This is a genomic window from Amphibacillus sp. MSJ-3 (assembly GCF_018919165.1).
Classification (GTDB): domain Bacteria; phylum Bacillota; class Bacilli; order Bacillales; family Amphibacillaceae; genus Amphibacillus.
The window spans coordinates 71821-94840 of the sequence record NZ_JAHLQM010000001.1; the positions used below are offsets into that span (position 1 = coordinate 71821).

The 23020-nt window shown below is 35.2% G+C and carries 20 protein-coding genes and 2 tRNA genes; 3 read left to right on the forward strand and 19 right to left on the reverse strand.

The window, feature by feature from the left end; all coding sequences use genetic code 11:
- Positions 1 to 76 precede the first annotated feature (76 nt).
- Positions 77 to 265, forward strand: a complete 189-nt coding sequence (locus KQI76_RS00335; RefSeq protein WP_216398311.1) for a hypothetical protein — start codon at positions 77 to 79, stop codon at positions 263 to 265.
- A gap of 495 nt (positions 266 to 760) precedes the next feature.
- Here KQI76_RS00335 and KQI76_RS00340 read toward each other — a convergent pair whose 3' ends face one another.
- On the reverse strand, positions 761 to 1696 hold the full coding sequence (locus KQI76_RS00340; RefSeq protein WP_216398312.1) for a LysM peptidoglycan-binding domain-containing protein: 936 nt from the start codon (positions 1694 to 1696) through the stop codon (positions 761 to 763).
- Positions 1697 to 2115: 419 nt separating this feature from the next.
- Here KQI76_RS00340 and KQI76_RS00345 point away from each other — a divergent pair, with 419 nt between their 5' ends.
- Positions 2116 to 2598, forward strand: coding sequence for a LiaI-LiaF-like domain-containing protein (locus KQI76_RS00345; RefSeq protein WP_216398313.1), 483 nt, complete (start codon positions 2116 to 2118; stop codon positions 2596 to 2598).
- A 25-nt stretch (positions 2599 to 2623) separates the two neighbouring features.
- On the opposite strand, the gene yihA is transcribed toward KQI76_RS00345, so the two are convergent.
- From yihA to KQI76_RS00420, 15 genes are all read right to left on the reverse strand, one after another.
- Complete coding sequence (yihA, locus tag KQI76_RS00350) at positions 2624 to 3214, reverse strand: ribosome biogenesis GTP-binding protein YihA/YsxC (protein ID WP_216398314.1); 591 nt, start codon at positions 3212 to 3214, stop codon at positions 2624 to 2626.
- 1 nt (position 3215) lies between these two features.
- Positions 3216 to 5537, reverse strand: coding sequence for an endopeptidase La (gene lon / locus KQI76_RS00355; RefSeq protein ID WP_216398315.1), 2322 nt, complete (start codon positions 5535 to 5537; stop codon positions 3216 to 3218).
- Positions 5538 to 5664: 127 nt separating this feature from the next.
- Entirely contained in the window at positions 5665 to 6939 is a 1275-nt protein-coding gene (gene clpX, locus KQI76_RS00360; protein ID WP_216398316.1) for an ATP-dependent protease ATP-binding subunit ClpX, read from the reverse strand.
- Between the two features lie 339 nt (positions 6940 to 7278).
- Entirely contained in the window at positions 7279 to 8565 is a 1287-nt protein-coding gene (gene tig, locus KQI76_RS00365; protein WP_216398317.1) for a trigger factor, read from the reverse strand.
- 302 nt (positions 8566 to 8867) lie between these two features.
- Complete coding sequence (locus tag KQI76_RS00370) at positions 8868 to 9854, reverse strand: DUF3196 family protein (protein WP_216398318.1); 987 nt, start codon at positions 9852 to 9854, stop codon at positions 8868 to 8870.
- Between the two features lie 938 nt (positions 9855 to 10792).
- Positions 10793 to 10866, reverse strand: a tRNA-Arg gene (locus KQI76_RS00375).
- A 5-nt stretch (positions 10867 to 10871) separates the two neighbouring features.
- Positions 10872 to 10945, reverse strand: a tRNA-Gly gene (locus KQI76_RS00380).
- Between the two features lie 286 nt (positions 10946 to 11231).
- Positions 11232 to 11750 (reverse strand): metallophosphoesterase family protein, encoded by a 519-nt coding sequence (locus tag KQI76_RS00385; RefSeq protein WP_216398319.1) that lies wholly within the window; start codon positions 11748 to 11750, stop codon positions 11232 to 11234.
- Positions 11751 to 12359 carry an XTP/dITP diphosphatase gene (locus KQI76_RS00390; protein ID WP_216398320.1) on the reverse strand — a complete coding sequence of 203 codons (609 nt, stop codon included), beginning with the start codon at positions 12357 to 12359 and terminating at the stop codon, positions 11751 to 11753.
- A 3-nt stretch (positions 12360 to 12362) separates the two neighbouring features.
- Entirely contained in the window at positions 12363 to 13112 is a 750-nt protein-coding gene (rph, locus tag KQI76_RS00395; RefSeq protein WP_216398321.1) for a ribonuclease PH, read from the reverse strand.
- Positions 13113 to 13283: 171 nt separating this feature from the next.
- The gene (locus KQI76_RS00400; protein WP_216398322.1) at positions 13284 to 14351 is read right to left on the reverse strand and encodes a GerMN domain-containing protein; all 1068 of its coding nucleotides are present in this window, start codon (positions 14349 to 14351) and stop codon (positions 13284 to 13286) included.
- Between the two features lie 90 nt (positions 14352 to 14441).
- Positions 14442 to 15260 (reverse strand): glutamate racemase, encoded by an 819-nt coding sequence (gene racE, locus KQI76_RS00405; protein ID WP_216398323.1) that lies wholly within the window; start codon positions 15258 to 15260, stop codon positions 14442 to 14444.
- A 24-nt stretch (positions 15261 to 15284) separates the two neighbouring features.
- The gene (locus KQI76_RS00410) at positions 15285 to 15755 is read right to left on the reverse strand and encodes a MarR family winged helix-turn-helix transcriptional regulator (RefSeq protein WP_253288732.1); all 471 of its coding nucleotides are present in this window, start codon (positions 15753 to 15755) and stop codon (positions 15285 to 15287) included.
- A gap of 399 nt (positions 15756 to 16154) precedes the next feature.
- Positions 16155 to 16313, reverse strand: a complete 159-nt coding sequence (locus KQI76_RS00415) for a hypothetical protein (RefSeq protein WP_216398325.1) — start codon at positions 16311 to 16313, stop codon at positions 16155 to 16157.
- 315 nt (positions 16314 to 16628) lie between these two features.
- Entirely contained in the window at positions 16629 to 16853 is a 225-nt protein-coding gene (locus KQI76_RS00420; RefSeq protein ID WP_216398326.1) for a helix-turn-helix domain-containing protein, read from the reverse strand.
- Positions 16854 to 17084: 231 nt separating this feature from the next.
- Between KQI76_RS00420 and KQI76_RS00425 the strand changes: the two genes are divergently transcribed.
- Entirely contained in the window at positions 17085 to 17519 is a 435-nt protein-coding gene (locus KQI76_RS00425; RefSeq protein ID WP_216398327.1) for a YslB family protein, read from the forward strand.
- An 89-nt stretch (positions 17520 to 17608) separates the two neighbouring features.
- Here KQI76_RS00425 and uvrC read toward each other — a convergent pair whose 3' ends face one another.
- The 3 genes from uvrC to KQI76_RS00440 form a co-directional block, all read right to left on the reverse strand.
- The gene (gene uvrC, locus KQI76_RS00430; RefSeq protein ID WP_216398328.1) at positions 17609 to 19399 is read right to left on the reverse strand and encodes an excinuclease ABC subunit UvrC; all 1791 of its coding nucleotides are present in this window, start codon (positions 19397 to 19399) and stop codon (positions 17609 to 17611) included.
- 797 nt (positions 19400 to 20196) lie between these two features.
- Positions 20197 to 20511: a thioredoxin gene (gene trxA, locus KQI76_RS00435; RefSeq protein ID WP_216398329.1), complete on the reverse strand. Its 315-nt coding sequence runs from the start codon at positions 20509 to 20511 to the stop codon at positions 20197 to 20199.
- Positions 20512 to 20663: 152 nt separating this feature from the next.
- Positions 20664 to 23018, reverse strand: a complete 2355-nt coding sequence (locus tag KQI76_RS00440) for an endonuclease MutS2 (protein ID WP_216398330.1) — start codon at positions 23016 to 23018, stop codon at positions 20664 to 20666.
- Positions 23019 to 23020: the final 2 nt, after the last annotated feature.

Here is a 23020-nt window from a genome sequence, read left to right on the forward strand (position 1 = left end):
CAATAATAAAAAAGTGTGTTACAACGAAGGATTACCCGCATATAATACACTACTAGGCTAATGAAAGGGTGACAAAATGTTTCGTAACAATCGTTTTCGAATCCCACCAGAATTTCGAGAATACTTAGTTATTATTGAACGTAGCCTCATACCTATTTGTATTGTACAAATTGTTCGAACCGTTCTTTTCCCCTCAACACTAGATATGTTTTTGCTCGCTATGTTTGTGGGTGTGTATTCACTTTTATATTTAGATTTGCTATAAATTAAAATTTGAAAAGAAGTCCATTTGCCGACTTCTCCATTAAAAAAACAAGTGTAGAAAACATGGTTACTTTTCCGCACTTGTTTGTTTCATTTAATGATACGAATACCATAATGATTTAACAGAGGATAAAATGAGCCTTCTCTCAGCGGGAGTGCTTGATCCTCACTGGATATTAGATGACCGCATCAAGCTTTTACTGACTGTTGATCCTCCAATTATAATCCAATAGTCTCACTTGTTTGATTAAAACAAGGAGCTTACAGTCCGTTAATGCGCGATACAAATTAAGTACTTATTTTTTTAAAAAAACACCTGTAATTGCTACTCTAGTCGGATACTTTACACAGGATCGGTCCCACTTTTACAAGATAGAGAACAGCTGGCCGTAAGAAATGGGATTGGAACGACGGTTAACCCACCCCGCCATAAAGATTTAGACTTTTTTTAGAAGAACTTTTAACATGTCTTTGTGAAATCTGCTATCTACTCATTCTATTGTGGTAAATAAATGATTTGGCCTTGATAAATAGAAGTAGTCTCTAACCGATTTGCACGTTGTAATTTTGCTAAACTTACTTGATACTTCTCAGCTATTTGTTCCAAGGAATCTTCATCTTGGACAATGTACATTCTTAACTTTGAGTACCGCTCTACTTCATCCTCCGCTTGCTCAAATAAATCTAGTAGATAAGTAGTTTTTTGTACACTTTCTTCTATTTCATCTGTTTTTGTTTCATGTATCGCTATGGATTCCTCTACTCTATCACTAATCGGTTCATCATCTTCAAGTTCTTCTCTTTCCTCCCTTTTATTCAGTGGAATCACCTTATCTTCAGCTTCCTCAGCTTTATTTACGATTTCATTTTCTTCTTTTACTTTTATGTCAAATTGAATCATTTCTTCTTCACTTTCCTCTACTTCAGTATCCACATCGGTATTCTGCTCTAGTTCCTCTTCCTCAACTTCATCTTCAACTTTATCTTCGCCTTTTCGCTCATATTCAAGTCCTTCAATTTGGATAGTCGCTTCTAACTCTAATTTCCGGGCATCAGGCACATGATAATCAAAATGATCAACACTAACGGTTAAGTCATTCAAACTTTTAATCCGCTCATGTGGAATTGAGATATCAATCGGAAAATGATGTAGAAATTCACAAACTCCTTCCTCATCCTGCTCAACTCGTTTAAAGTAACGGGATTGTATCTCTTCATCATCTTCAACTTCACTCTGATCATCAATAAAAACTGGTAAATATTCACCCGTTAAAGCAATAATCCCACGTACTGATACATGATCGTCATGTGATTCAATTGAAATTTCTGGATCTAGTCCAATACCTAACACTTCTGAGACGCCTTCATTTCTATGAAAAAATAATGTTTCTGTTAAATCAAAATGAAATGGCTTCATCTCTTTTTCCGTCATTAAATCTCCTCCTTTAAAACACCTATTCTCACGTCATATTAACTTGTAGCATTTTTTAATCAATCTTAAATAATTATTAGAAATGCTTATTCAATGACTTAGATGTCTCTTGCCATATGACAAGTGCCTTGACGTTTATTCATTTATCCTATGGACGTGAAACTTCAATCACTTAATAACGGTAACTTTTCTATGTTTAACTTTAAAAAATAATGATACACGCCCTCAATAACAGTTATATGATTCTCTACTCATATTATGCTTTAGTTTATGGGAGAAATCCTTCTTAATTATCGCATCCCCGTTTTAACACCAATATATAAGTTATATAGCTTTAATTAGGAAAAATTAAAGCAATCTGATAAAATATAAATGAATTCAATAACATAGTTTCTATAAATTAAAGACAGGTGACCTTGATGCGCAAACAAAATTATTTAACCGCCTATATTTTAATCGGGGTTGGACTATATTTCTTATTACAGCAATGGCAAATTCCACTTCTAGAAAACTTTACAACATGGCCAACCCTCTTGATGATACTTGGTTTCAGTTTATTGATTCACGGTTATCTGAGCCGTGATCATGATAAACTTTTTCCAGGAGTTGTTTTACTTGGAATAGGCATTCACTTTCATGCGATATCTATTTATCCAAATTGGATTGATCATTGGAGTGTCTATGCAATTATTATTGGCCTTGCTTTTTTAATTCGATACCAGAAAACAAAAGTTGGGCTTTATCCAGGTTTAATCTTACTTTTAACCGGCTTGTTCGTACTGTTGTCACTTACAAACAGTCAATTTTCTCAATCGGTTAATCAACTCCTTCGTGTGTTAGAAAATTATTGGCCAGTATCCTTGATTATATTTGGAGTTTATCTATTGATTAAAAAAAGATAGTTACAGTAGCTTTAATCCACTGTAACTATCTTTTTTCTAAAAATAATTCGATTGCCTTCCAAGCCTGATCCTTTCCTTGAGCAGTTTCCGCCGAAAAAGGAATAAGTTGATCTTCTTTTTCTACTTCTAATCTTTCTTCAATCATTTTTAACTGTTTATTTACCTGACTTTTTTTTATCTTATCTAATTTTGTTGCAATAATGATAACAGGAATTTGATAATGCTTTAAAAAATCATACATCATTTTATCATCTTCGGTCGGTCGATGTCTAATATCGACAATTAATACCGTAGCTTTTAAATTCTTACGATCCGCGAAGTAATTCTCCATCATTTTCCCCCATGCTTCGCGTTCTTTTTTCGATACTTTCGCATATCCATAACCTGGGACATCAACAAAGTGAAAAAATTCATTAATAAGATAAAAGTTTAACGTTTGTGTTTTCCCTGGCTTCGATGATGTCCGCGCTAAAGCTTTTCGATTAATCATTTTATTAATAAATGATGATTTGCCAACATTTGAACGCCCTGCTAAAGCGATTTCGGGATATCCTTCTGTTGGAAATTGCTTAGGTAAAACAGCACTAATTGTTAAATCTGAGTGTGTGACTTTCATTTTATACCTCCACAAGCGCATGTTCTAAAACTTGATCTAAGTGACTGACAACAATAAAAGTGAGTGATCTTTTGACACTCTTTGGAATATCAATCAAATCCTTCTCATTATCCTTAGGTAAAATAATCGTTGTTAATCCCGCTCGGTGAGCGCTTAAGACTTTTTCTTTCAATCCGCCAATCGGCAAAACATGTCCACGCAAGGTTATTTCCCCTGTCATACCTACTTCCTTTTTAACGGGACGATTTGTTAAACCAGATACGAGCGCTGTTGCAATTGTTATTCCAGCGGAAGGACCATCTTTAGGTGTCGCACCTTCTGGAACATGGATATGAATATCATGGTCTTGATAAAATGTAGGATCAATCGACAATTCCTTTGCTCGTGAGCGGACATAGCTTAAGGCAGCATAGGCTGATTCTTTCATAACGTCCCCTAACTTACCCGTTAATGAGAGCTTACCCTTACCTGGTATAATACTAACTTCTATCGACAAGGTATCGCCGCCAGCCGTTGTATAAGCAAGTCCTGTAGCTGTACCAATCTGATTCTCAGCTTCCATCATACCATAACGATAAATAGGTTTACCTAATAATTTCTCCAATTGTTTTTTTGTCACAATTAGTTGTTTTTTCTGTTCAGATACATATAATCTTGTTGCTTTCCGGCAAATCGCTGCAATTTGACGTTCTAATTGCCGAACACCAGCTTCTCGAGAGTAACGACGAATTAATTGAGTCAAAGCTTCATCGCGGATTTGTAATTGATTCGCTTCTAAGCCATGAACTTTGAGTTGTTTCGGGATTAAATGTTCCCTAGCGATATGTTGCTTTTCTAGTTCGGTATAACCAGGAATTGAAATAATCTCCATTCGATCAAGTAAAGGGCTTGGAATGGATTGTAGGTTATTGGCTGTGCTAATAAACATAACATTACTTAAATCATATGATTCTTCAATAAAATGATCACTAAATTGATTATTCTGTTCAGGATCCAATACCTCTAGCATTGCGGAAGCAGGATCACCTCTGAAATCATGAGCCATCTTATCTATTTCATCAAGTAAAATAACCGGATTAGTGGTTCCTGCCTTTTTCATCGCTTGAATAACTCGTCCAGGCATTGCACCTATGTAAGTACGACGATGCCCCCTAATCTCAGCTTCATCTCGTATACCACCTAAAGATATTCGAACGAATTGACGATTTATTGCCCGGGCAATAGACTTTGCTAATGATGTTTTTCCTACTCCTGGCGGTCCGACCAGACAAAGTATTGGACCCCTTAAACTCCTGGTTAACTGTTGAACGGCTAAATGCTCTAATACACGCTCTTTAACCTTCTCTAACCCATAATGGTCATCATTTAGAATAGATTCTGCTTGATTAATATCCAAGTGATCCTTTGTTTGCTTCGACCATGGTAACGAAATAAGCCAATCTAAGTAATTCCTAATCACTGCACTTTCTGCTGACGTTTGAGGGATATATTCATAACGTTTTAATTCTTTGTAGGCAACGGTTAAAATACGTTCAGGCATACCACTTTGCTCAATTTTTTCTTTTAGATCCGTAATCTCACTCGTTTTGCCATCCTTTTCGCCTAACTCATTCTGAATTGCTTTCATTTGTTCACGCAAGTAATACTCTTTTTGTGTTTGCTCGATCGACCTTTTAACACGGTGGCCAATTTTTTGTTCTAGCCGAAGAATTTCATGTTCGTTTGAGATAAGTTCAGTTAATCGTTGAGCACGTTCCTCAATATCTGTTGTTTCTAATAATAATTGTTTGAGCGATAATTTAAGCGGTAAATGTGAACTAATTATGTCTGTTAATCTAGATAAATGATCAATATCAACAATACCTAAATACGTTTCCTTCGTCAGTTTACTTGATAAATCGACGTATTTTTTAAATTGATCAAGCAACACTCTTATTAAAGCAGTGTTTTTTGACTCGTCAAGAATTAATTCCTCTGTCAAAATCTCAGCCTTTACAGACATATAGGGTATTTCTTGTTCATAATAAACAACTTTTGCCCGATTTATTCCTTCAACTAATACCCGAATGGTTCCATTGGGTAATTTTAATAATTTCTTAACGAAAGCAATTGTCCCGATTTGATACAGGTCATCTTGCTTTGGTTCTGTAATCGAACTTTTCTTTTGTGATATCAGCATTATCTTTCGGTCTTGCTTCATAGCTATTTCAAGTGCCTCAATTGATGATTTTCTCCCTATATCTAAATGCATCACAACAGCTGGATAGACGACCACCCCCCTAAGTGGAAGAAGCGGTAAAGACACTCGTTTATCTTCATTCATCAAAAATAACCCCCGTAAGTGTATCATGCCATAGTTGACAGTAATCCTCCATTTCTAATTTTAGAAACGGAAATATTTAGAAGAAAAACCCCTTGCTTTTTAAACAAGGGATTTATAAAGGTATAAATTAAGCACTTTCTTTTGGTTTTTCTTCTTCTATAAATAGTGATCCATCTTCAAGCAATAGTTTTGGACGTCCTTCTTCATGTTCGACAGTTTCTTTTGTAATGATACATTTTTTAATATCATCACGCGAAGGCAGTTCAAACATAACATCTAACATAATTGTCTCTAGGATTGAACGTAATCCACGTGCACCTGTTTTTCTTTCCATTGCTTTAACAGCAATTGCTTCAAGTGCTTCCTCTTCAAATTCTAACTCAACATCATCCATTTTGAATAAACGTTTATACTGTTTAACTAGAGCATTCTTAGGTTTAGTTAAAATATCAATTAAAGCTTCCTGATCAAGCGGCTCTAAACTACCAATGATAGGTAAGCGACCGATAAACTCAGGAATTAATCCGAATTTCAATAAGTCCTCAGGTAAAACTTTTTGTAATAATTCAGCCTTATCAAGTTGACTTGTTTCGGATTCAGCATCAAAACCAATCACTTTTTTACCTAAACGACTTTTGACAATCTGATCAATCCCATCAAAAGCCCCACCTACAATAAACAAAATATTTGTTGTATCAATTTGAATAAACTCTTGGTGAGGATGTTTACGCCCACCTTGTGGTGGAACACTTGCCACTGTTCCTTCAAGTATTTTCAATAAAGCTTGTTGGACACCTTCACCTGAAACATCTCTTGTGATTGATGGATTTTCAGATTTGCGAGCAACTTTATCAATTTCATCAATATAGATAATCCCTTTTTCTGCTCTCTCAACATCATAATCAGCTGCTTGAATTAGTTTAAGTAGTATATTCTCAACATCTTCCCCTACATAACCCGCTTCAGTTAGTGATGTTGCATCTGCTATTGCAAATGGAACGTTTAAGATACGTGCCAATGTTTGGGCAAGTAATGTTTTACCACTACCGGTTGGTCCAATCATGGCAATATTACTTTTGGCTAATTCAACATCATCTGCATGATCCATTGCGTTAATTCGTTTGTAATGATTATAGACGGCAACAGAGAGACTCTTTTTAGCTTTACTTTGTCCAATCACATAATCATTGAGGATTTCAGCGATTTCTTGTGGTTTACGCACGTCCGTAAATTCAATATCCTCTTCAACACCTAATTCCTCTTCAACGATTTCAGAACAAAGTTCAATACATTCATCGCATATATAGACACCAGGTCCAGCTACTAATTTCCGTACTTGTTCCTGGCTCTTTCCACAAAAAGAACACTTAAGCTGACCCTTTTCTTCGTTAAATTTATACAAATTCCTTCACCCCTCTATATTAAACAATCTTTCCTAAGTCTTGTGTTTTAATATGTTCTCGTATTTTAGTTAGAAACAATTTATAATTTGTTTCCTTTATAAATTCATCATAACAAATAAGAAATCAGATTCAAAACAATAGCTCTTATGGATACTTTTTTAGTGTTACCAACTTAGCCAAACATTAAACGAATTTAATTAAGTATATGTATATATCATATGTTATAAAAAAAGGACAGTGAAAGGATTACTTAGTCTATCCGATCACTTATGTAAAACACAATGATGTGAGAAAACAAGGCAAACCATGCGCTGCCTTGTTTTCTATTGGCTATCTAATTATTTAACTATGCTATTATCTACTAAGAAATCAATCGCTTTTTTAAATTTTAAATCTTCTTTTAACATATCAGTATTTCCGCCTAACATTTGTGTCAACTGCTCAACTTCAATTTGATACATTTTCGCCATTGTTTCTAGCTCTTCATTAATATCTTCCTCAGTTACTTCTAAGTCCTCTTCGATTGCAATGGCTTCTAGGACTAGGTTTGTTCGTACACGTTTACTTGCATCTTCTTTCATTTGTTCTTTCAATGCTTCTTCATCTTGACCAGAGAATTGAGAATACATCTCAAGTGTCATTCCTTGTTGCTGTAAACGTTGTTCAAATTCACTTACCATACGGTCTAATTCTGTATCAATCATCACTTCTGGAATATCAATTTCAGCGTTATCAGAAGCTTGATTAATCAACGTTTCACGTTTTTTATTTTCTGCTTCTGCTTTTTTCTGTTCTTCAAGGCGTTCTTTTGTTTTTTCTTTAAGTTCTGCTAATGATTCAACTTCATCATCAACATCTTTAGCAAATTCATCATCTAATTCTGGTAATTCCTTCGCCTTAATTTCATGGATTTTCACTTTAAAGGTTGCTGCTTTTCCAGCAAGATCTTCCGCATGATAATCTTCAGGGAAAGTTACCTCTACCTCAGTTTCTTCATCATTTGCTTTACCAATTAATTGTTCTTCAAAACCTGGAATAAAAGAACCAGATCCAATCTCTAATGAATGGTTCTCACCCGCTCCACCTTCAAAAGCTTCACCATCTATGAAACCTTCAAAATCGATGACAGCAGTATCCCCTTCTTCAATGGTTCCATCTTCTTTAACAACTAATTCAGCTAATCTTTGACGTTGGTTTTCAATATCTTGATCAACATCTTCATCTGTGACTGTTACATCATCTTCTTCTACTTCAAGGTCTTTGTATTCACCTAATTTTACTTCTGGTTTAACTGTAATTTCTGCTGTAAAAATAAACGTTTTTCCTTTTTCAATTTGAGTAATATCCACTTCTGGTTGATCCACAGGTAAAATTCCAGTCTCATCAATCGCTGTTGAATAAGCTTCTGGTAAAAGGATATCTACTGCATCTTGATATAAAGATTCAACACCAAACCGTTGTTCAAATAATCCTCTTGGTACTCTTCCTTTACGGAAACCAGGTAATTGTACGTCTTTTACTACTTTTTTAAAGGCTTTATCTAGTGCATCATTAAATTTTTCCGCTTCTACTTCAACAGTTAGCGTTCCTAGATTGCCCTCTTTTTTTTCCCATTTAGCCGTCATTCATTTTCCCTCCAAATAAGTACGAATAAATTCTATTTGCCGTTCATTCATGATTCATTATTATTGACACAAGACCGAACGCAAATTACAACCATTTCATTATAACACAAACATGCATCGTTTCAACATTTAGTATTGATAATAATTGAAACTCGTCAAACCAAAGGGGCTCTTTATCGCAGAATAATTGACTGTAAGCCTCCACTTCAATCATATAAGAGAAATGATCGAATGAAAAGCGATAGGCAACAGAAAAAGCTCGATTTGTTTATCTAATACCCAATGGGAGATGAAAGTTCACTTTATTCCTCCATAATTGAAAAATAAATCTTTTCAATTTCAATCATCTGATTCATCATAGCTAATGTGTCTTCCGAATAATTTTCCTTAGAAACATTACTCTTCGGTTCAAATGAGGCTTGAACAATTGCTATAATTGCCTCTTTAACTATATCTAACTCTGTCATTGCAGGTGATAAGGGATACAGAACATAAAAATAACGATCAATCAACTTTTCCCCCAGTTGAAAAAAAGTTGGATTCTCCTGCTCATAATTAATTAGTTCCTTTCTAAGCGCTTCTCGAAAAGGATGTTCATTCATATATGGAAATCGGCTAGGATTAATCATGATCTGTAGACCAAATTTTTTTACTTTAAAATTTCGGTCGATAGATTTTGCTTGTAAAAGCCCGACGATCACAGTCTTAATAACAGGATGAACATCTTCGCTTATTAACATTTGTTCAAATAATTTTATGTACGGAGCTATATCGGTATTTTGCAGATGATTAACTAAATGCCATTGTGCTAGACTATCATTGCTTTCGAAAGCATCAACTAATTCGTGTTTTGTAATTTTCGCTTCTTGTTCCATTTGTTCATCAACTAACGGTTGATTAACTTCATATAATTTCTCTAATTGACCTTTCAATGGATCAGGTATTCCTTTATCGTTTAAAACTTCTTCCAACAACTGTGCGACATCTTTATGTTTGTGAAATTGAAACAAGAGTGTTGCATATACATTTATGTATGAAAAGTAATCTTCATCTTTCCGAGCAATTAATTCTTCGCAAATTTCCTCTGCCTCACTTTGTTTCCCTAACTCAATTAAACACGTTAATTTCCCTAGAACAATGTCTTGATCATTTATGCCGTAATCAATAAGTTGATCAAAATAAGTTAAAGCTTGATAAAATTCCTTCTCCTGCATCGCATGAAATGCAGCTTGCTCTAACTCTAATCTCTGTTTTGGAAATAAAATAAGTTTATGATCTTGTTCATTCATTCCCCTCCCCCTTTTCTATCTTTATTAAAAAGTTTATATTCCTTCAATATTCATCTAGTAAAAACTTTTGACTACATAAATCGGCCAACAAAAAAACTTAACCCTTGTTGATCGTTATAAATATCTATTCTTTGTTCATTCTTACCCTTTTTTAAGAAATTCAAACCATTTTACATCTCCTATCTAGACGTTAAGTCCTGTAAAGCAAACTTTCGCTCAATAAAGGATTCGTCATCAGCTACTAAATATCAGATGAATAAATTAGTCTTTTATTGACTGCTGATCCCTTTTATCATTCAATAGTTTTCCTTATATGATTGAATTGGGTGGCTTATAGTCAGTTAATTTGCACTAAAAATTAGATAGGTACTCGATAATTCTTTAAATGTTATCAGGACAGAACGGTTTAAAATCTTCTCCTATATTTGATGAAAAAAGAACAACATTTATAAAGAGTTTAAAATTGAATTGAAACTAGCTTCTTTGAGGCTGTGTAAGGTAACTGTAGCACAATCCTGAGGCATACCTTTGGTTAGTAGTAATATCTTTCACCACATCGTATTGATCGGCTTTTTTAAATCTATATGAAAATTATTATTCCCAATAAAGAGAATTTATGACTTTATCATTTCTTGAAAAGTAAGTATCTATAAACATTCCTCTTCAATTATTCTTCTTTTTTTAAATAAATCCAATTGAATAAAAAAGATAAAATAAAAGCCTCGCAAACTTGACGTTCACAAGGCTTTCCATCGACATCCCAGAAGCGGATGAAAAAATCGTTTTACAAATCTACACATAAAATTTGTATAAAAAAGTTTGCACAAGCCTTCTTGCTACTTCTATGCCCAACAAAAGAAAAATATCCTAAACCGTTGTTAAGACAACGATCTAGGATATTTTAGGAATTTGTTTTCTGACTAATCCTAAGTCAAAAGCATCCCAGGAGCGATTCGAACGCCCGACCGACGGCTTAGAAGGCCGTTGCTCTATCCAGCTGAGCTACTGGGACATATTTGGAGCGGGTGAAGAGAATCGAACTCTCGTCATCAGCTTGGAAGGCTGAGGTTTTACCACTAAACTACACCCGCATGATTACTTATTAAGAATAGTAAAATTATTAAATTCCCCTTAACAGACAAGATTTATTATAGTCATTTTTTAAAGGATTGTCAATTATTTTTTTGAAAAAACTTAAAAAAATGTTCCGTCCATCCCTTGTCATAATTTTTAGATCGATAGAATAAGCTATTGCTTCTATAATAGCTTTACCATATTTTTAACCTCTTAGTTCCAAGTGAATATGGGTTATTATAAAAGTACGTGTGGAAAATATTACATTATCCACACGTGTTTTTCAGTTAAAAGTTCAATAGATTAGTCTAATAGGGTTGAAAAAGCTAGGTCTTTCACTTCATCACCATTAAGTTGATAAAAACGAACAACAAAGTTTTGATTGTCATCCCATTCTAAAATGGCATATGTTTCTTCTCGTCTCCCCCTTGGAAAGCGAATACTTCCAGGATTAATAACGAGTTGATCTCCAATTCTTGTAGCTGCTGCATAATGGGAATGGCCATGACAAATAACCTTGGCATGAAACTCACTCGCACGATATGTAATTGGTAATAGTGTCATTTTTATATTGTGCATATGGCCATGCGCAACATAGAAGGTCGTATCAATCACTTCAAAGGTTAGTTCATCTGGAAACTCAGGATCGTAATCTGTATTTCCAGCGACTCTTTGAAAACCCTGTATCTCTTCCTGATTGTAATCAAGCTCTGAATCCCCACAATGAATCATTTGATCAACTTCATTTTGATAGCGTTCTTTTAGGGTGGCTAACTCTTTAGACCAACCATGACTATCACTGACAATTAAAACCTTTGGCATTTAAAAATAAACCTCCTTGTGCGTTTCTAACCACTTTGCTAATTCTTTAATCGCTCGACCGCGATGACTGATTTTATTTTTTTCCTCAATTGATAACTGGGCCATCGTCCGATCAAAACCTGTTGGCATAAAAACAGGATCATAGCCAAATCCATTTTCACCTATTGGCTGATTAATAATATGGCCATTACAAGTTCCGTACTTAACAATGGGGTCTTTACCTGGAATAACAAGTGCAAGTGCACAGGTAAATTGAGCGGTTCGATCTTCATCTGCCACCCCTTCAAGTTCTCTCAAAACTTTCATATAGTTTTTTCGGTCATTTCTTTCCATTCCCGAATATCGTGCAGAATAAACACCAGGTCTTCCATCCAATTGATCAATAGACAGGCCAGAGTCATCAGCCAATACAGGGATATTTAGTTTTTTCGCAATCGTCTCTGCTTTAAGTATTGCATTTTCAGCAAAACTTTCTCCAGTTTCCTCAATATCATCAATGGGTTCTTCTAAATCCAATAAAGAGATAACATCAATTTTGTATTCTTTAAATATGGTTTTAAAATCTTCAACTTTCCCTTGGTTTTTTGTTGCAATTAAAATTTTTTTCATCAATTAATCCTCTTCTTTTACTAATAGTTCTGCCAAATCGGCCAATGCTTCCTTTTGTATACTAAAGATTTGTTCAATCCCCTTTTCAGCTAAATGCAACATTTTATGTAACTGATCTAATGAAAAAGTTGCTTCCTCACCTGTTCCTTGTACTTCCACAAATTCTTTCTTTCCAGTCATAACAACATTCATATCCACATTCGCTTCTGAATCTTCAACATACTCTAAATCTAAAACCGCATTTCCATCAGGCATGATCCCAACAGAAACTGCTGCTAAATAATCGGTAATTGGCATTTCTTTAATCATGTTTTGCTTAATTAATTTTCCTAAGGCCAAAACAAGTGCAACAAAAGCTCCTGTAATAGCAGCTGTTCTCGTTCCACCGTCTGCTTGAATTACATCACAATCTATCCAAATGGTACGTTCCCCTATTTTCTCCAAATCAACGACTGCTCTTAATGATCGACCAATTAAACGTTGAATCTCCATTGTTCGACCCGATACTTTCCCCTTTGATGATTCCCTGATATTGCGTTGTTCTGTTGCCCTTGGAAGCATGGCATATTCTGCCGTAATCCAACCTTTTCCTTGTCCACGCAAGAAAGGTGGCACACGATCTTCAATACTTGCATTACAAATTACCTTCGTATCACCTACCGTAATTAAAACGGAGCCTTCCGGATGCTTGGTAAATTCCGTATTTATTGTAATGTTTCTCAATTCATCTAGCTTTCTATCGTTAGGTCTCATTTAATCTTCCTCCTTCTATCATCAACATCGTAACATATTTTTTACCTATTCGTTTAGTTTCATTCTTATTTTAAAAAAGTTATTAGAAATAATCTACAAATTTATTAATAATTTAGTCAGATATAGCTCTTATCATTTCCGAAGTAAAAAAAAGAAAGCTGAAAAATCAGCTTAAAGACTTCCAGTTGGTACAAAAGAATCCCGTGTCACTGGTTCACTATATGGTACCCCATGTTCGTTAAATATTTGTTCAACATTTTCAACAGATATTGAGACTCCAGAAATATCAGGCTGATCTGTTAATGTAAGTACTAGCGTTTCAATTACTTCATCAGCAATATAAGCTTCATTCACATCTGCAAGCACTTCTTCAGAAAACTCAATTGATAACACACCATCACTCGATTTATCGACTTCAATCAGTTCAATATTCGGGTTAAAAACATGAAGTAATTTAGAATCATAGGTTGGTCCGTTCAATAAAGCCTCGACAATGCCTTTATTAAGGTCATCCTTTACTTCAATATGTTGAGTAACAGGGACATGATAAATATTTGATCCGAGTTGAGCTGGATAATAAATGGTAACTGCTTGACTATTCATTAAATCAATTGCTTCGCTATCCATCATATTAATCCCGTTTACACGAGAATAACCACCTTGAATTGGCGTCCCATTGACTGGCATTTCACTTTGTTCAAATCCATTAATCCATAACTTTACTTTTTCTACATTATCAAATTGCGTTAACGTATAAGTCATAGCTTGGATAATTTGTTGCTCCTTAGCTCCATCATACTCCCTGAACTCCTCCGACAAATCAACAACCATGGTCCCGTCTTCTTCTAAATTTAATCCCAAAACCTCAGTTCCTGCAGGTAATACAGCTTCAAAACCACTTGGTAATTGGTTCGTTATCGGACCATCCTCAACTAAATATTCTAAAACCTGTGTTGCAACCTCGTTTGATTCTATTTTAGGTAATTCAACAGTTTGTGGAACAACCATACCTTCCTTGCTCAATAAGTATAGTTGACGTGCAACAGTTTCAACTTCTTGATCATCTTCACCCAATTCACCTATATCTTCATTTTTATCTGTTTCCTCGGCTTGGTCTATTGGTGCATCAATATCTTCTAATACATCCTCACTCGAGTTGTTACACGCTGTTAATAAGATCAAACTAACAACGATCAAAATACATGAGCCTATTTTCCCCATTATCACTCGTATATTCACCTTATACCCTCCTCAGATGGTTTGTACTAATATATATACGAGCTCTATAAAAAAATAGACCTGCATGTATTAAAAAACAAGTAGATTGAACTACTTGTCAGATTTTATTTGTTCAATTACCACGTGTTCAACATGATTAACTGGATAATCCATCCACTGGTTTGCAATTTGCCCAAATAGGATTGGTGAACCCGTTGTATAAAATTCATGAACTGGTATTCGATCTTTTTTATAGAATAATTGCTGATAAGCTAGAATTGCACTCACTTCTCGTGCGGTTTCCTCTCCAGAAGAAATAATTTGCACATTTTCACCCATCACTTTTTGAATTTTATCAGCAATGAGTGGATAATGGGTACAACCTAGGATCAAGGTATCTATTTTTTTGTAATTTTGAAGTGGTTGTAATGATTTGTGAACAATCTCCTCAGTTTCCCCATGTGTAAATTGTCCGCTTTCAACTAGAGGCGCAAATAAAGGACACGCTTGGTCATAAATAGTTAGATCCGATGAAATATAATTTAAAGCTGTTGGGTATGCTTTACTATTTATTGTAGCTTCTGTACCAATAACAGCAATATTATTTGATTTTGTTACTTTAATCGCCGCTCTTGCACCAGGCTGTATGACCCCGATGACTGGTATTGACAATTTTTCTTTTAATAGATCTATAGTATAGGCTGTTGCCGTATTACATGCGATCACAAGTAGTTTTATTTTTTTTTCAATTAAAAAGTCAACCATTTCTAATGTATATTGAACGACTTCATCTTTAGGTCGTGAGCCATAAGGACAACGAGCAGTATCACCTAAATAGATAAGCTGTTCTCTTGGTAATTGGCGCATCAACTCGCGTGCAACTGTTAAACCACCAACCCCCGAATCGATAACTCCTATCGGCTGATCCAATTCAATCCCTCTTTTTCTATATGTTTATTTATTTTCTCGGTCACGTTCCATTCTTTCGAGTAAGAGTGTTAACACTTCATAAATTAGCCCAACTCTTTCAGTTGGGACATCGTTTAAAATCGAACGTAAATAATCTTGTCTTTTTTCAATTACTTCATGGATAATCTCGCGGCCTTCTGGTAATAGATGAATTCTTACTACACGTCTATCATTGGTATCCCGCCTTCGTTCTACCAACTTATTTTTCTCCATTCGATCAACTAAATCAGTTGTTGTACTAAAAGCCAAATTAATTTTATGGGATAGTTCTCCAATCGTTAAGTCTCCATCCTCTAACAACCATTGTAAGGCTATGAATTGAGGTGCCGTAATTGAATAATTCTTTAATATCTCCCGTCCCTTATGTTTAATGATTCCATTTATGTAGCGGATATTTCTTTCAATTTCAACAATTGGGCGATCATTTTCACCAAATTCCACCAAAGATCCCTCCATTCCGTAACTACCTCTTTGTATCATAACATTAATTAAAAAAATTAGGTATAGATAAATTCTGATTTGTTTATATATGGAAAATGATAGACTGATTGATGAATATCTCTCTTGACATAAGGATAATTTATAAAAAATGTCAATTTGTAATTTCCCTTACCAACTCTTGAATTAAATTTAACTTTTAGGAATTGAATAAACTGTATCGAACACCTGGATTAACTTTGAATTGGATATGCATAATATTCACTTTAGAATATCATCTAATCCACAATAAATGGACAGATTAAAAAGGGACTTCAGTGACCTCTGAAATCCCTTTTTAATATTTATTCCAATCCATTCACAAACCTTTTTCTTCAAAACTTATTGAGTTAGCTACAAAATCATACAAAGTTGAAGCTATTCGCGCATGCCTCCTGCTTCACGAGAGGTCATGGCGCCTTGACCTGCTTCAATATCTCTTTGGATTTCCTGCCTTACCTTTTCCGGATTTGTCTTAGACGATGTTGCTTTCTTATTCGAGTTCAAGTGTTGATTGCCTTCTTTACCCTTTTCCATTTAAATCCTCCTTAATCATTTATATCTTGTCATCATTGAGTATCATAAGATTTACTATTTCCTTATTCTCAATCATTATGTATTATAAAGTGAACTTCAATCGGTGGGGGTTTTTTACTAACACTTGCTCAGCGATAATTAGAAAATTAACTTATTTTTAACTATGTATGTAATGAACGAATCGGACCTTTATTAAATGTTGGTTTCTCACTTTTCACTTAATTATTCCCCTTAAAAGTTTATTGTAGGTAGCTTGCACTCTGTTAATCCATGATAAAAAATAACCGACTTTCTACAAGAGAAAGTCGGTTCCTGTTAGAGCTTTAACTCCCCCATGCGTAATAGCTCTACTACAGCTTGTGCTCGCCCCTTTACACCCAGCTTTTGAATCGTGTTAGATATATGATTCCTTACTGTTTTTTGAGAAATGAATAATTCATCAGCGATATCTTTGGTTGTTTTATCCTGCACGAGTAATTCGAATACCTCTTTTTCACGTTTAGTTAATATTTGCTTCGGCTTGTAGTCGTCGTCCTTCAAATCTAGACCCCTCCTTGCTGTCGTTAAAGTTGCAGATTGAAAGGGTATTAATACATGTAGTCATGGTATTTTATGTTCTAATTAAGTTTCTGTGAAGATGATTGAAACGGTTTTTTCATTTAATTTTTTAATTATTACATTTGTGCATGAATCCGGAGTAAAAAGATTGCAAACAATAGCAGGTCGGGTAATAATATAAGTAAAGGGCTTATTTTGGAAGGGGTATGATTAATGCGTAAAAATATAAAGCAAATTGAATTAATTACTGATCAATTGGAGACTACCGGTACTGGGTATGATTTACTAAGATATGTCGCACTTCCCGACTTACTTGGAAAAGATGCACCTAAAATCCTGTATGTTATGGGGAAAAACTTGGCTAGAGAATTATCTTTTGAATCAATTGAAGATATTGCATCTTTTTTTTACAAAACAGGCTGGGGTACACTGGAACTTATTAAAGAAAATCGTTCCGAACATGTCTTCAAATTACAAGCAAGATCAATTTCTGAAAGACATCGTTTAGGAATCGAAACAGATTATCGTCTAGAATCTGGATTCCTGGCGGCAGCAATCGAACAATTAAATACATATCGTTGTGAATGTATAGAAAAAGAGAAACCAAAGAAAAATTATGTTGAATTATGTGTGCAACATTATCATTAAATATAACTTAATTTAATACTATTAGATTACCTTTGGCATTTACCTGAGGTTTAAAAGAAACTCGCATTTCATAAAAAATGCGAGTTCTTCTATTGATTAAGGTCCTCATGATCCTTTAAATACGTTTGTATTTGTTTAGCGGTTGGCTCCGGAATACCTAGTCGTTTGATTGTTTCAAGTGGTGCATTTTTAATTTCGTTAATCGATTTAAAGTGTGTCAATAATAATTTACGACGTTTTTCACCTACACCAGGAATCCCATCAAGAACCGATTTAAAAGCACTCTTCCCACGTAATTGTCGATGAAAGGTAATTGCAAAACGATGAACTTCATCTTGAATTCGTTGGATCAGATAAAACTCTTGCGATTTTCGATCGAGATCAATGACTGTTGGTGGATCACCATATAATAACTCACTTGTTTTATGCCGATCGTTTTTAGCCAAACCACACAGTGGGATATCTAATCCCAATTCATCCTCTAAAATGCTAATTGCTGCTGACATTTGTCCCTTTCCACCATCGACAACGATCAGATCAGGTAAAGGTAAGTTATCCTTTAAAACACGTGTATAGCGTCTTCTTATAACTTCACGCATTGTTTCATAGTCATCTGGTCCTTGAACATCTCTAATTTTATACTTTCGATATTCCTTTTTAGCAGGTTTTCCATCAATAAAAACAACCATTGCCGAGACTGGATCGGTTCCTTGAATATTCGAATTATCAAATGCCTCAATTCGATGTGGTGTTTCAATATTCAATTGTTCTCCTAACCGTTCAACTGCTTTTACCGTTCGTTCCTCATTAAGTTCAATTAGAGAAAACTTCTCTTCTAAAGCAATTTCAGCATTTTTCCCTGCTAATTCAATTAATTCTCTTCTCTTACCTCGATATGGAATAGTTACATCGACTTCAAGAAGTTCTGATAGGAGTTGATTATTTACTGGTGCTGGGACGAGGACTTCTTTGGGTTTAATATGATTATGATGTAAATAAAAACGGCCAATAAAGCTAACAAATGATTCCTCGGCCTCATTATAAAACGGAAAAATTGATACATCTCTCTCAATTAATTTTCCTTGTCGGATAAAGAAAACTTGAACACACATCCAGCCTTTATTGAAACTATAATTAAAGACGTCCCGATCTATTCGATCATTTAATGTCATTGTTTGTCGTTCCATTACTGCATCTATATGCTGAATTTGATCCCGGAGTTCTATTGCTCGTTCAAAATTTAACTCTTCACTAGCCTGTTGCATCTTTTCTTTCAATTCTTTTTTTATCGATTGATGTCCCCCACCCAGAAAAGAGGCGACTTCATTGACAATCTTTTGATAAGTTTCGGGTGAAGGTGGCTCTTTGCTGCATGCTATGCACTGGCCTAAATGATAGTATAAACAATATTGCCCTGGTTTGTTATTACATTTCCTCAAAGGATAAATACGATCTAACAGCTTCTTCGTTTCGCGTGCAGCAAGGACATTAGGATAAGGACCAAAATATTTACCTTTATCTTTTAAAACACGTCTCGTGATGACTAGCTGGGGATGACGTTCATGTGTGATCTTCAGATAAGGATAGCTCTTATCATCCTTTAATAACACATTATATCTTGGATCGTACTTCTTAATTAAATTCATTTCTAATATAAGTGCCTCTATTTCAGATGAGGTCACAAAATACTCAAAATCAGCGATTTCCTGAACAAGTCTTTGTGTTTTCTGATCATTTGCACCCGTAAAATAAGAGCGTACCCGGTTTTTTAATTTTTTAGATTTTCCTACATAAATGACCTTACCATGTTTATCTTTCATTAAATAGCATCCTGGTTGTGCTGGCAGGACGGCTAATTTCTTTTGAATCTTATTTGACATCCTCAACACTCCATCATTTTCTTAACTAAGTTATGAGAGTAATTATAACATATTTCATTTAAATTCAGCTTTGGAAAGCAAGATTCAATCTTTATAATTGCTTTAATTAAGTAATAATAAGGGGATGAGACAAAACTAGTCTCTAATAATGAAAGATCGTGCTGATTATATGGAAATTGTAATTTAGAACCAATTTTTCCTATTTTACATATTTCAACGCTCAGTTTAGCCTTGTTAAAGGTGGTGAACTTCCTTAAATTCATCGCTATTAGCGTAAATCCTCTTTCATCGGATACCTTGTAATTACCTCTTAAAGATAAGCGGGTAAAACCCAAGTTAGCCTTCAAAAACTCAAGGAATGGCTAGCATCAATTTTACCTTGACCGTATATTTCACCAGTTTATTCTTCCAAAAGCTTTCTTCTCACATACTCTTTTTATATCTCTCTTATGACACACTATCAGGAGCGCCAACCAAGTGATTGGAATGTCGGATGGCGACTCTTGTGGGAAAAGTGCGCGTCCGAAAATCCTTATTGCAACACGGCAATGGAGCAATAAGGATTGTTAGACTAAAACCGCCACGTCCTGTGGCAGCGTCTAACTGACTCACATCCTGTGCGCCCGAGGCCGTGCTCACGGAAAGCGTCCACCCAGAGTGTAAATCACGGAGTGACACCTCTAAACCATTTAAGTCGTGATGAATCTATTTAAATGATCCTGATATCAAAAAGGAATCCAGTATTTAATGGATTCCCTCTTGATTTTAACTGAGTTATGTCCCAGTCTCTTAAATAATTATGCATATTGATTAATTCTAGCTTCAAGCGTTTCTTTAGGTTGGAAACCAATAACTTTGTCAACTACTTCTCCATCCTTAAAGAAGATCAATGTTGGGATACTCATCACGCCAAACTTTCCTGCCGTTTCTTGGTTATCATCAACATTTAATTTAACAATTTTAATTTTATCTCCCATTTCATCTGCAAGTTCTTCTAGGATGGGTCCAATCATTTTACACGGTCCACACCAAGGTGCCCAGAAATCAACTAAAACTAATCCTGAACCTGTATCTTTTGAAAAGTCCGCATCTGTTGTATTCACAATTGCCATTATAATTTCCTCCTCAACGATATAACTTTATCTTTCTCAGTTGCTAGTATACCACCGTGGGCATTCGATAGCCAGTACTCTGCTCAATCCTAGTATGTTCAATGAGCAAGCATTGATACACCTGATTTTATCAGAACTTTCGATGATTAGATTTAGTTTAATTCAAAAATAGTTACACCACTTCCTCCTTCATTCATACCGCCAGGTCTAGCACTTGAAATTTGTCGATGTCGTTTGGCAAATTCCTGAACACCTTTTCTTAATGCACCAGTACCTTTCCCATGAATAATAGTTACACGTGGATAACCAGCTAATATAGCATCATCAATGTACTTTTCTAAATCTTGAAGTGCATCTTCATAACGTTCACCGCGTAAATCTAATTCTGTTTTCACGTGATAGTTTGCGCCTTTTACTGTTGCAAGTGGTTGTTCAACAATCGGGTTTTCACGCTTAAGCAAACGCAAATCCTTTTTCTTCGCTTTGATTTTCATTACACCGATCTGAACTTGGCATTCCTCCTCATCACTAACTTCAATTATCGTTCCAGTTTGATTAAGCGTTAGTACTTTAACTTCATCTCCAGCTTTTAATACTTGTTTTGGATTATTTCGTCTTGTTGAATCGGAGTCTTGGTCTTTTTTTGATAAATGGGGTTGAAGCTGATCAAAACGTTTTCTTGCTTCAATCCATTCATGCTCTTTTAATGCTGTCTCATGTTGCTTCTCACGTAATGAAGCAACGATTTGCTCGGCTTCTTGTCGAGCTTTTTCAAGAGCCTTTTGTGCTTTTTCTTCTGCCTTTTGATATAAATGTTCTCGTTCTTGTTCTAGTTGATTCCATTCTTTAACAAGCTGATTTCGTAAACGCTCCGCTTCAAGCAAGGTTCTTTCAGCATCAACATAGTTTTGTTCTGCTCGCCTTCTCGCTGTATCTAGTGATTCGATCATGTGTTCAACACTCTTAGTGTCTGTCCCAATTAATTGTTTTGCAGCACTAATTAAATCTTGTTCTAATCCTAATCGTCGTGATATTTCAAATGCATTACTTCGCCCTGGTACACCAATTAACAAGCGGTAAGTTGGTTGTAGTGATTGAATATCAAATTCTACCGAAGCATTAACGACACCCGCCCGGTTATAGCCATATGCTTTTAACTCTGGATAGTGTGTTGTCGCAATAATTCTGGCTTGTCTTTTCACAACATCATCTAAAATGGCCATCGCTAGGGCTGCACCTTCTTGAGGATCTGTACCGGCTCCCAACTCATCAAAGAGAACCAAGCTTTTCTGATTGACTTGTTTTAAAATAGCAACAATATTCGTCATATGTGATGAAAAAGTACTTAAACTTTGCTCAATCGACTGTTCATCACCGATAACTGCAAAAACCTTTTCAAACACAGCTAGTTGACAACCATCTAAAGCAGGTACCTGTAGTCCTGATTGTGCCATCAATGTACATAAGCCAACCAACTTCAAGGTGACGGTTTTCCCCCCTGTATTCGGTCCAGTAATCACAATTGCATGATAATCTTTTCCCAATAAAATATCATTTGCGACCACCTCATCCTCATCTAATAAAGGATGGCGTGCTTGCTTCATGTCAATAATCCCTTCATCATTCATCCGGGGCATAGCAGCTTTCATCGTTTGACCAAGTTTGGCTCTAGCAAAAATAAAATCTAACTGTGTCAAGTGTTTAATATTTTCCAAAAGATAATGACGATTGTCAGCGATTTTCTCAGAGAGTTTTATCAAAATTCGTTCAATTTCACTTTTTTCTTCGGCTTTGGCTTCAGATAAAATATTATTTATTTCGACAACAGACTGTGGTTCCATGAAAAGTGTTTGTCCTGAAGATGATTGGTCATGGACAATGCCTCCAACGACACCACGATATTCTTGTTTAACTGGTAAAACATAGCGATCATTTCGAATCGTTATAATTGCATCTGAGAGCATTTTACTTTTTGACTTTGTAAAGTTTTCGAGACGATCACGAATTCGACTTTCACTTGTTCTTATTTTTGCTCGAATTGAACGGAGTTTGCTTGATGCACCATCCATTACATACCCATGTGAATCAATACAATTTCTTATTTCCCCTTCTAAATGGTTGAGTGGTTCAATCGCTGTCACAAGTTGTCTAATGATTGGTATTGCCAATTCTTCAGCATCAATATTTTCAATAAAATAGCGTAATTGCTTCCCCCCATAAATAGTATCCGCAATTTGAATACATTCAGATGCATTCAAGCTACCACCAATTTCCACACGCTTTAAACTAGGTTTAATATCTGTTATGCCTCCAAACGGTATATGACCATACAGTCGAATAATTTGACTAGCTTGATCAGTCTCCGCCTGTAAATGCTCCACAACTGCTAATTCAGTTGCGGGTTTAATTTGTTTCGCACGCTCTTTACCTAATGAAGAAGCGGCTTGATCAACTAATTGCTCAATAATTTTATCAAAATCTAAAGTTTGATAAATTTTTTTATTCATTT